The following is a 10,079-nucleotide window of genomic DNA, read 5'->3' as shown; positions in this document are numbered from 1 at the left end:
CAGAAAAGGTGACAGTCCCTGGCGCGCTTCTGCGATCCTCTGGAGGGGTTCGCAGGTCCCGTCCGACGCAGGAGTGCCCCATGACCGCCCCCAACCTGTTCCTGATCCATGTCCGCGACACCGCCGTCTCCGCCGCCTTCTACAGCGGCCTCTTCGAGATCGGGCCGACGTTCACCAGCCCCCGCTACGTGGCCTTCGAGGTCGCGCCCGGCGTCCTGTTCGCCGTGTGGAGCGGGCACGGCACGGACCTGGATCCGGCTGTGCCCCGCACGTCCGAGGTGGGCTGGATGATCCCCGGACCGGCATCGGCGGTCGACGCGGTCTTCGCCCGCTGGGTCGCCCGAGGGGTGCGGGTCGTCGAGGAGCCGCACGACGCGGTCTTCGGCCGCACGTTCGTCGTCGCGGATCCCGACGGGCAGCTCGTCCGGGTCTCCCCGGTCGACTGACCGACGCCACCGGGTCGGTCGTGCGACCGAGGCGGCCGCGCGGTCGTGCAGCCGTGCGGCCGCGCGGTGGTGCGGCGATGCGGCAGTGCGATGGATCCGGTCAGCCGTCGGTCGCGAGCCCCGGCAGCGGCACGAGGGCGCTGGCGTACCCCGAGAGCGTCACGGCCTCCGCATAGGCCGTCGCGATCATCGTGGCCCGGCGCGCGAAGGGGGAGGCTCCCGTGAGCGCGACCCAGTCCGTGAGCAGGGTCGCCGAGAGCTCCGGCGGCAGCGTGTCGAGGGCCGTGGGATCCCCGCCTCCGGGCACCCCGTACACGGGCTCCTGGAGCACCGAGGCGATCGAGTCCTGGGCGGCGATCGTGGCCAGCTCCCGGGCGCGGTCCCGGTGCGCGGTGGAGGCGTCGAGCAGCCGGGTCCGTTCCGCCTCGTCGGTGGCCCGGGCGGCCAGGACCTCGAAGACGTAGCCGGTGTACCACTCGTCGCCCTGGGTCTCCTGCAGCTCGGCCTGGTAGTCGACCGTCGCGCCCACCGAGGGCGGGTCCGAGGCCGGCACCGTCCGGGTGGGGGCGATGTCGGCCGCCGCGGGGGCGACCGGGGCCGGGATCGCCGGATCCTGGGACAGGGCCGCGAGGCGTCCGGCGGTCCACAGGTGGTGCACGCCGATGGCGCCGACCACGCGCGCCAGGGACCCCGAGCACTGGACGCAGGCGTCCGCGCACAGCAGCGCACTGGCGGTCAGCAGGTCCACGAGGTGGAAGACCGGGACGGGCTCCGAGGACGCACCGTCGCTCGCCGACGCGCCGGAGCCCGTCGACCCGGAGGCAGAGCTCGGGGAGGCGGCCCCGGAGGCCTCGGCACCTGTGAGCAGCGCCTGGCGCTGCTCCACGAGGGCGGCGGAGAGGTCGCGGACCTGGGTGGCGACCTCGGGCAGGGTGCTCACCACGTGGGGGACCGTCGACCGCAGCTCGTCGATCGTGGCCAGCAGCTCGGAGCGGTAGATGTCGTCGATCCCGACCGGGGGAGGTGTGTACCCCGCGGGCCCGCCCAGCCGCACGGGGCCGCAGGCGCCCAGGAGGGCACTCGCCGCGACCGTCGTGCCGAGGGTCATGGCCGTGCGACGCGAGGGCCGCCGGGAGCTGTCAGGGGTGTGCACGGTGTCGATTCTCGCATCCCGGTCCCGGGCCACCCAGGGGGCCGACCGACCGGACGCTCGGGGCGCGCCGAGCCCGCGTCCGGGACGGGTACCCTGGACGAGATCCGTCGACGGCCCGTCGCGGGCTCGGGTGCGCCGCTCCCGACCTCGTGGACCATCGGCCGGACGGACGGCGGCACGGCCGCCCACCGCCCGTGCACCACCTGACAACCAGCCGACCGCCGTGACCCGCCCGAGGACATCCGATCCCCGTGCCCGGGACCGGCGGACGCCGATACCGAGAGAGAGGCGCCCCATGACCATCGCCCCCGATGCCGCCGAGAGGCTGCGCGCGATGCTCGCCCCTCTCGTGGCCGACGCGGGCCTGGCCCTCGAGGACGTCGAGATCCGCCGGCGCGGCGGGACCACCGAGGTCGGCGTGGTCGTCGACCTGCCCGAGGACGCGCTCGGCAGCGTGGACCTCGACACGATCGCCGCGATCACCCGCACGGTCTCGGACCGGCTCGACGACGAGGACGCCGTGCTCGGCCAGGACCCCTACGAGCTCGAGGTGTCCACACCCGGCGCCGAGCGCGCGCTCACCGAGCCCCGGCACTTCCGCCGGGCACGCACCCGGCTGCTCGCCATCCGCACCCGCGGCGGTGAGGACCTCACGGGACGCCTGCTCGACGTCTCGGCCGAGGGCGTGCTGACCCTGCGCCCCGAGACCTCCCCCGGCGCCAGGCCCTCGGCGCGCCGCAGGCCCCGCCCCGATCTCGAGCTGCCCCTGGCCGACGTCGCCTCCGCGACCGTCCTGCTGGAGTTCTCCCGCCCCGAGGGCCTCGACGCCTCTCCGGGCGCCGACACCGAGACCGACACCGACCCCGAGGAAGGCTGACATGGACATCGACATGGGAGCGCTGCGCGCGCTCGAGCGCGAGAAGGACATCAGCCTGCCGGTGCTGCTGGACGCCATCTCCGAGGCCCTGCTGGTCGCGTACCAGCACACGCCGTCGCCCGCGCCCTCGGCGCGCGTGGAGATCGACCGCCGCAGCGGACGCGTCAGCGTCCTGGCCCAGGAGAAGGACGAGGACGGCGTCGTCGTCGACGAATGGGACGACACCCCTGCGGGCTTCGGTCGCGTCGCGGCCTCGACCGCCCGCCAGGTGATCTTCCAGCGGATCCGCGAGCTCGAGGACGAGGCCGTGATGGGCGAGTTCGCCGGCCGCACCGACGACATCGTCTCCGGCGTGATCCAGCAGGGCCGCGACCCGCGTCTGGTCCAGGTGGACCTCGGCTCCGTCGAGGGCGTCCTGCCGCCCCACGAGCGGGTCCCCACCGAGGACTACTCCCACGGCACGCGGATCCGTGCCTACGTCGTCGAGTCCCGTCGGGGTCCCAAAGGCCCGCAGATCACGCTCTCGCGCTCGCACCCCAACCTGGTGCGGCGCCTGTTCGCGCTCGAGGTCCCCGAGGTCGCCGACGGCTCCGTCGAGATCGCGGCGATCGCCCGGGAGGCCGGCCACCGCACCAAGATGGCCGTCCGCTCGACCATCCCGGGCCTGAACGCCAAGGGCGCCTGCATCGGCCCCATGGGCTCGCGCGTGCGCGCCGTGATGAACGAGCTCGGCGGCGAGAAGATCGACATCGTCGACTTCGATGAGGACCCCGCGACCTTCGTGACCCAGGCGCTGTCCCCGGCCCGCGTCTCGCGCGTCGTGGTGATCGACGAGGTCGGGCGCAGCGTCCGGGCGACCGTGCCCGAGGGACAGCTCTCGCTCGCGATCGGCAAGGAGGGGCAGAATGCCCGCCTGGCGGCCAAGCTGACCGGCTGGCGCATCGACATCGTCGCGGACGGCCCGCGCGGCTGAGACCCGGCGCGGACGTCCGGGGTGACCGATCACACCGGGGGTCGGCCGCCGGGACCGGGGCCCGTCGGCGGTGGTCCGCTACACTGGAGGGGCTGTTCACGCGCCGCCCCGTCCGCGTCCCGTGCCGTCCACGCCCCGCGTGCTCGGCTCCGGCCCACGACGGACCCCGTGCGTGTGAGGCGTTCGGGACGGAGGTGACGGTGTGGATCCGCGCATCGAGGTCTCTGGTCCCGAACGGACGTGTGTCGGCTGCCGCAGCAAGGCCCCACGCGATCAGCTCGTGCGTCTGGTCCGGGAGGGATCCCCGGAGTCCGGTGCTCCTCGCCTCCGGGCGGACCTCAGAGGGTCCGCCCCCGGCCGGGGAGCCTGGGTCCACCCCGACGCCCGGTGTCTCGACCTCGCCGTCCAGCGGGGCGGATTCGCCCGATCCTTCCGGGGCGCGATCGATGCCACGGGGCTCTCCGAGCTCCGGGACATGTTCGAGGCACAGTCCCGTCCACCACGTCAGAAGCGGGTAGAACCAATGGACATCCGATGAGTACTCGACAATGAGCACCCTCAGGAGTTAATGGTCCGCGCCCTGTTTCGGCGGCGGGCCGAGACAGGAGAAATGTGGCTAAGGTCCGCGTCCACGAGCTCGCCAAGGAGCTCGGACAGCCGAGCAAGGTCGTCCTGCAGAAACTGCAGGACATGGGCGAATTCGTCCGATCAGCATCCTCGACCATCGAGGCCCCCGTCGCGCGCCGTCTGCGCGACCAGTTCCCCGGCGAGAAGTCCGCCGGATCCCCCGACTCCGGCGCGCCCACGGCGTCGACCGCTGGGCGCAGGCCCGGCGGCGCGACCCCCGGCCGCGTCCCGGCCAAGCCCGGATCCCCGGCCGCGCGCGCCGCGACCGAGGCCCAGAAGGCCGAGGAGGCCAGGTCCGCGGAGCGTTCCGCGACCCCGGCCCCCGACGAGCCCGCCGCCCGTGAGACCCCGGCGCCCGCGCCGCGGTCCTCGGCCCCGGGCCCCCGGCCCGGTCGTCCCGCGCCCCGCGAGGAGGCGGCGACCCCGGCACCGGAGAAGCCCGCGGACACCGAGCGCAAGCCCTCCCGTGGCGACGCGCCCAAGCCCGGCCAGGCGGCTCCCCGCCCCGGTGGCGCCCCGCGCCCCGGGAACAACCCCTTCGCCACCAGTCAGGGCATGCCCCGTCCGGGGGGTCGTGGAGGCCGCGGGGGCCAGGGCGGACCCCGTCCCGGGAACAACCCCTTCGCCACGAGCCAGGGCATGCCGCGACCCGGCGCGCCCCGCCCGCAGCAGCGGGACGGCCAGGCGGCCGGCTCCGGTTCCAGCTCCCGTGAGGGTGCGGCACCTCGTCCCGGCGGTCCCCGTCCGGGCATGCCCACCCCCGGTGTCATGCGCCAGCACGCCCATGGCGGCATCCAGGAAGGTCGTCCGGCCGGTGGCCGCGGCGGTCGTCCCGGCGGCGGTCCCGGCGGAGCGCGCGGTGCCCGCCCGGGTGCCGGCGGCGGTCCCGGTGCCGGTGGCGGCGGCTTCGCCGGCGGCGGTCGCCCCGGTGGCGGCGGTCGTGGCGGACGTGGCGGCACCCAGGGTGCCTTCGGCCGCGGCGGCAAGCCCGCCCGCTCCCGCAAGTCCAAGCGCGCCAAGCGCCAGGAGTTCGAGCAGCAGCAGGCTCCGGCACCGGGCGGCGTCTCGCTGCCCCGCGGCAACGGCCAGACCGTCCGTCTGCGCCGCGGCGCCTCGCTGTCCGACTTCGCCGACCGCATCGACGTCAACCCGGCGTCGCTGATCACGGTGCTGTTCGCGATGGGCGAGATGGCCACGGCCACCCAGTCCCTGGACGAGGACACCTTCGATCTGCTGGGCGACGAGCTCGGCTACCGCATCGAGATCGTCTCGCCCGAGGACGAGGAGCGCGAGCTCCTCGAGCAGTTCGACATCGACCTCGACGCCGAGCTCGCGGACGAGGACGACGACGAGCGCCTCCCGCGCCCGCCGGTCGTCACCGTCATGGGCCACGTCGACCACGGCAAGACCCGACTGCTGGACACGATCCGCAACACCCACGTCCAGGCGGGCGAGGCCGGCGGCATCACCCAGCACATCGGCGCCTACCAGGTCACCGTCGAGCACGAGGGCGAGCAGGGCCCCGAGGGGCGGGCCATCACCTTCATCGACACCCCGGGTCACGAGGCCTTCACGGCCATGCGTGCCCGTGGTGCCGACGTCACCGACATCGCGATCCTCGTGGTCGCGGCGGATGACGGCGTGATGCCCCAGACCATCGAGGCGCTCAACCACGCCCAGGCGGCGGACGTGCCGATCGTGGTCGCGGTCAACAAGATCGACAAGGAGGGCGCGAACCCGGAGAAGATCCGGCAGCAGCTCACCGAGTACAACCTGATCGCCGAGGAGTACGGCGGCGACACGATGTTCGTCGACGTCTCGGCCCGCGAGAACCTGCACATCGACCAGCTCCTGGACGCCGTGCTGCTGACCGCGGACGCGGCGCTGGACCTGCGCGCCAACCCCGAGAAGGACGCCCGCGGCGTCTCGATCGAGGCGAACCTGGACCGCGGTCGCGGCCCGGTCGCGACGGTGCTGGTCCAGCAGGGCACGCTCCACGTCGGCGATGCGATCGTCTGCGGCACCGGCCACGGCCGCGTCCGCGCGATGCTCGACGACCTGGGCAACCCGGTCGACGAGGCAGGTCCCTCCAGCCCCGTCCAGGTGCTGGGCCTGACCTCGGTCCCCGGTGCCGGTGACTCGTTCCTGGTCGCCCAGGACGAGCGCACCGCCCGTCAGATCGCGGAGAAGCGCGAGGCCGCCAAACGTGCCGCGGCCCTGTCGCGTGCCCGCAAGCGCATCAGCCTCGAGGACATCAACAAGGCGATGGCCGAGGGCAAGGTCGAGACCCTCAACCTCATCCTCAAGGGCGATGCGGCGGGCTCCGTCGAAGCGCTCGAGGAGTCCCTGCTGGGGATCGACGTGGGTCAGGGTGTGCAGCTGCGCATCATCGACCGCGGCGTCGGTGCCGTCACGATGAACAACATCAACCTGGCGGTGGCCTCGGACGCGGTCATCATCGGCTTCAACGTGCGGGCCGAGGGCCTGAACGCGGAGTACGCCGACCGCGAGGGCGTGGAGATCAAGTACTACTCGGTCATCTACCGCGCCATCGAGGAGATCGAGCAGGCCCTCCAGGGCATGCTCAAGCCGGAGTTCGAGGAGGTCGACACGGCCTCCGCGGAGATCCGTCAGATCTTCCGGTCCTCGAAGTTCGGGAACATCGCCGGTTCGATCGTGCGCAGCGGCAGCATCCACCGCGGCGCCAAGGCGCGCATCACACGCAACGGCGTGGTGCTCGTCGAGAACCTGCAGATCGCCGGCCTGCGCCGCGAGAAGGACGATGTCACCGAGGTCCGCGAGGGCTTCGAGTGCGGCATCAACCTGGGGTCGTTCAACGATCTCCAGATCGGTGACGTCATCACCACCTTCGAGTCGCGGGAGAAGCCGCGCGAGACGCGGTGACCCGCCGCTGAGGCATCGCGGTCGCTCCGGCACCGCGGTCCGCCGCGCCCCGTCCGGCTCCGCCGGGCGGGGCGCGGCGGCGTCCCGGAGCCGCCGGCGGCCCCGGAGGAGCACCCCGGGTCACCGGGGCCGTGCGGGATATCCTGCCCGGGCGGCAGGCAAGGACGGATCGTGAGGGACTCGATGGCAGCACGCGATGGGCAGGACCCGTCGGACCCGCAGGGCGAGACGGCCCCGCGGGCTGCCCATGGCGAGCCGGCCCCGCGGGCGGCGCAGGGCGCCGACGCCTCGCGACACGTGCCGCAGCCGCAGGACGGGGACGCCCCGACACCGGCGGTGCGCGCTCCGGAGGAGCGGCTGCTGGTGCTGCGCGCGCCGTCCTCCAACCGGGTCTACGCCGATGCCTCGGGCCCGCTCGCGGTCCACGAGGCACGCCGGGTGCTGGCCGCCCACCTCGATCCCGGTGCCGTCGTCGAGCTGATCCGGCTCGGGGGGATCGAGTACCTCGACGTCCGCTGCCGCGCCCGGCGCGAGGACCTGGTGCGCGTGCTCTCGACGCTCTCAGGGGTGCTGGGCGCCTTCGCCCCCCACGAGCACGGCGATGCGGACGCCCAGGACGCGTTCCCGCACCACCCCGCCGGTGCCCGGGAGGACGCCACCGTGCCCGCCGCCGCATCCTCCGGCAGCAGGCTGCTCCTCGAGCCGCTCGCGCCGATCGATGCCACCCGCCTGCCGAGCGATCTCGAGACCACGCTGCGCTACCCGGGCAAGACCAACGAGCAGTTCACCGCGCTGCTGGTCAACCTCGCGACGGCGTCCTCCGGACGCCGCGCCGGACTGTTCGACGGCTCCCTGCAGGTGCTCGACCCCGTGTGCGGCCGTGGGACGACGCTCTCGCGGGCTCTGCGCCTGGGCCTGGACGTCGTGGGCGCCGACGTCGACAAGGCCGACATCGAGGCCTATCGGGCCTTCCTGCTGACGTGGATGCGGACCCATCACCTCAAGCACACCTCCGACACCGGACGGCTCTCGACCCATGGACGCGTCCTCGGGACCCGCTTCGAGGCCGAGCTCGCACGGTCCAAGGAGGATCGCCGCGCCGGACGCATCCAGCACGTGACCCTGCTGCGGTGCCCGACCGAGGAGCTGGCGTCCGTCCTGCCCCGGGGCGCCGCCGACGCGCTCGTGGCGGACCTCCCCTACGGCGTCCAGCACGGCGCGCATCGCGGACGCGACCTCGAACGCTCCCCGTTGGCGCTGCTCACCGAGGCGGCGCCGGTCTGGCGCGGCCTCCTGCGTCGGGACGCGGGGATGGCGCTCGCGATCAATCGCCATACGACGCCCTACGCCGCGGCGGCCGACATCCTGAACGACGCGGGGTTCCGCGTCCTGGGCGCCGACGGCGAGTTCCGCCACCGGGTCGACCAGTCCATCGACCGCGACGTCCTCGTCGCGGTCCGCACCGACCACCCCCAGGTCGACGACCCCGCGCTCAGCGGGGCCGTCGCCGTCGAAAGGATCCCCTGATGCCCGACAGCCCCCGCGCCCGGCGCCTCGCCGACCGCATCCAGCAGATCGTCGCCACGACCATCGACACCCGCGTCAAGGACCCGCGGCTCGGGTTCGTGACCGTGACCGACGTGCGCGTCACCGGCGACCTCCAGCACGCGACCGTGTTCTACACCGTCTTCGGGGACGACGAGGCCCGCGAGGGCACCGCCGCCGCCCTCCGCAGCGCCACCGGCATGCTCCGCAGCGAGGTGGGTCGCCAGATCGGCGTGCGGCTGACGCCCACGCTCGAGTTCATCGCCGATGCGCTGCCCGAGAACGCCCTCACCATCGAGGATCTCCTCGTCGTGGCCCAGCACCGCGATGCGGATCTCGCGCGCTCCAAGGAGGGCGCGGCGTACGCCGGGGAGGAGGATCCGTACCGGGTGCCGAGGGAGGACGCCGACCTCGAGGACTCCGATCCCGACGCGGACGGGACGGACACGAACGCGCCCGACGCCGAGGCTCCGGACGACGCCGATGCCCTGGATGCAGGCACCGACGGATCGCCCACGACCGGCGCATCCGGCGACGCCGGTCCGGACCGGGCCTGACGGACCCCGCGGGCATGGCGATCTCCCCTCCGCACGCGCTGCTCCTGGTCGACAAGGCCCCCGGCTGGACCAGCCACGACGCCGTGGGTCGCACCCGGCGGCTCGCCGGCACCCGGCGCGTGGGTCACGCCGGGACCCTGGACCCGATGGCCACGGGACTGCTCGTGCTCGGCATCGGGCAGGGCACCCGGCTCCTGACGTACCTGGTGGGCCTGCCCAAGACCTACACGGCCACCGTGCGCCTCGGGCAGGGGACCAGCACCGACGACGCCGAGGGGGAGCCGCTCGGCTCCGTTGTCGATGCGACCGGCATCGCCGACGCGGACCTCGAGGCGGCCCTCGCGCCGCTGCGGGGCGAGATCACCCAGGTGCCCAGCTCCGTCAGCGCGATCAAGGTCGACGGCAGGCGTGCCTACGCCCGCGCCCGGGCCGGCGAGGACGTGCAGCTCGCCGCCCGTCCGGTCACCGTCTTCCGTCTCGAGGTGCTGTCGCGGCGCGACGAGGGACCGTTCGTGGACCTCGAGATCGTGATGGACTGCAGCTCGGGCACGTACGTCCGCGCGATCGCCCGTGATCTCGGGGCGTCCCTCGGCACCGGCGGCCACCTCACGGCCCTCCGCCGCACACGGGTCGGCCCCTTCCGGATCGAGGACGCCCTGGTCCTCCCGCCGCGCGGCGAGGGAGACGACGGCACGACCCCCGCGATCGGGCTCGGTGCGGGGGCGGCACAGGTCCTCCCCGTCGTGCAGGTCGACGCCCCGGCCGCGGTCGAGCTCGGCTTCGGCCGTCGTCCCGCCGTGGCGACCGCCCACCGCGGACTCGCGGCCGCGCTCGATCCGCAGAACCGGCTGGTCGCGGTCGTGGAGGTCGAGGACGACGGGATCGCCCGGCCACGCCTCGTGATCCCCGAGGACGCGCGCACCTGACATCGCGGAATCGTGCATCTGCGCCCGGACAGGACGAAGGCCCCCTCCCGATGGGAGGGGGCCTTCGTCCT

General features: G+C 74.0%; 9 protein-coding genes. 8 read left to right on the top strand and 1 reads right to left on the bottom strand.

What is annotated here, in order from left to right; all coding sequences use genetic code 11:
* The first annotated feature begins 80 nt into the window (after positions 1-80).
* A complete protein-coding gene (locus tag ACT3TZ_RS10415; RefSeq protein WP_444583350.1) occupies positions 81-446 on the top strand; it encodes a VOC family protein in 366 nt (121 codons plus the stop codon).
* Positions 447-546: 100 nt separating this feature from the next.
* Here the strand turns inward: ACT3TZ_RS10415 and ACT3TZ_RS10410 are convergent, their stop codons facing one another.
* Positions 547-1,599, bottom strand: coding sequence for a DUF4439 domain-containing protein (locus ACT3TZ_RS10410; RefSeq protein WP_444583349.1), 1,053 nt, complete (start codon positions 1,597-1,599; stop codon positions 547-549).
* 295 nt (positions 1,600-1,894) lie between these two features.
* On the opposite strand from ACT3TZ_RS10410, the gene rimP reads away from it, so the two are divergent.
* The 7 genes from rimP (at position 1,895) to truB (ending at position 10,008) form a co-directional block, all read left to right on the top strand.
* Positions 1,895-2,476 carry a ribosome maturation factor RimP gene (rimP, locus tag ACT3TZ_RS10405; RefSeq protein WP_444583348.1) on the top strand — a complete coding sequence of 194 codons (582 nt, stop codon included), beginning with the start codon at positions 1,895-1,897 and terminating at the stop codon, positions 2,474-2,476.
* 1 nt (position 2,477) lies between these two features.
* A complete protein-coding gene (nusA, locus tag ACT3TZ_RS10400; RefSeq protein WP_444583347.1) occupies positions 2,478-3,449 on the top strand; it encodes a transcription termination factor NusA in 972 nt (323 codons plus the stop codon).
* Positions 3,450-3,651: 202 nt separating this feature from the next.
* Positions 3,652-3,987: a YlxR family protein gene (locus ACT3TZ_RS10395; protein ID WP_444583346.1), complete on the top strand. Its 336-nt coding sequence runs from the start codon at positions 3,652-3,654 to the stop codon at positions 3,985-3,987.
* Between the two features lie 74 nt (positions 3,988-4,061).
* On the top strand, positions 4,062-6,980 hold the full coding sequence (infB, locus tag ACT3TZ_RS10390; RefSeq protein WP_444583345.1) for a translation initiation factor IF-2: 2,919 nt from the start codon (positions 4,062-4,064) through the stop codon (positions 6,978-6,980).
* 183 nt (positions 6,981-7,163) lie between these two features.
* Positions 7,164-8,507 carry a TRM11 family SAM-dependent methyltransferase gene (locus ACT3TZ_RS10385; protein WP_444583344.1) on the top strand — a complete coding sequence of 448 codons (1,344 nt, stop codon included), beginning with the start codon at positions 7,164-7,166 and terminating at the stop codon, positions 8,505-8,507.
* A complete protein-coding gene (rbfA, locus tag ACT3TZ_RS10380; RefSeq protein ID WP_444583343.1) occupies positions 8,507-9,082 on the top strand; it encodes a 30S ribosome-binding factor RbfA in 576 nt (191 codons plus the stop codon). Before ACT3TZ_RS10385 ends, rbfA begins: the two co-directional genes overlap by 1 nt.
* A 14-nt stretch (positions 9,083-9,096) precedes the next feature.
* Positions 9,097-10,008, top strand: a complete 912-nt coding sequence (truB, locus tag ACT3TZ_RS10375) for a tRNA pseudouridine(55) synthase TruB (RefSeq protein ID WP_444583342.1) — start codon at positions 9,097-9,099, stop codon at positions 10,006-10,008.
* Positions 10,009-10,079: the final 71 nt, after the last annotated feature.

This window comes from Brachybacterium sp. AOP25-B2-12, from assembly GCF_052378625.1.
In the GTDB taxonomy this organism is placed as follows: Bacteria; Actinomycetota; Actinomycetes; order Actinomycetales; family Dermabacteraceae; genus Brachybacterium.
The sequence above is the reverse complement of the archived record's forward strand: the minus strand, read 5'-3'. Positions and strand labels throughout refer to the sequence as shown.

Coding starts and splice junctions, on each gene's coding strand:
- rimP (WP_444583348.1), top strand. CDS start 1,895: ATGACCATCGCCCCCGATGCCGCCGAGAGGCTGCGCGCGATGCTCGCC.
- rbfA (WP_444583343.1), top strand. CDS start 8,507: ATGCCCGACAGCCCCCGCGCCCGGCGCCTCGCCGACCGCATCCAGCAG.
- ACT3TZ_RS10385 (WP_444583344.1), top strand. CDS start 7,164: ATGGCAGCACGCGATGGGCAGGACCCGTCGGACCCGCAGGGCGAGACG.
- nusA (WP_444583347.1), top strand. CDS start 2,478: ATGGACATCGACATGGGAGCGCTGCGCGCGCTCGAGCGCGAGAAGGAC.
- truB (WP_444583342.1), top strand. CDS start 9,097: ATGGCGATCTCCCCTCCGCACGCGCTGCTCCTGGTCGACAAGGCCCCC.
- ACT3TZ_RS10415 (WP_444583350.1), top strand. CDS start 81: ATGACCGCCCCCAACCTGTTCCTGATCCATGTCCGCGACACCGCCGTC.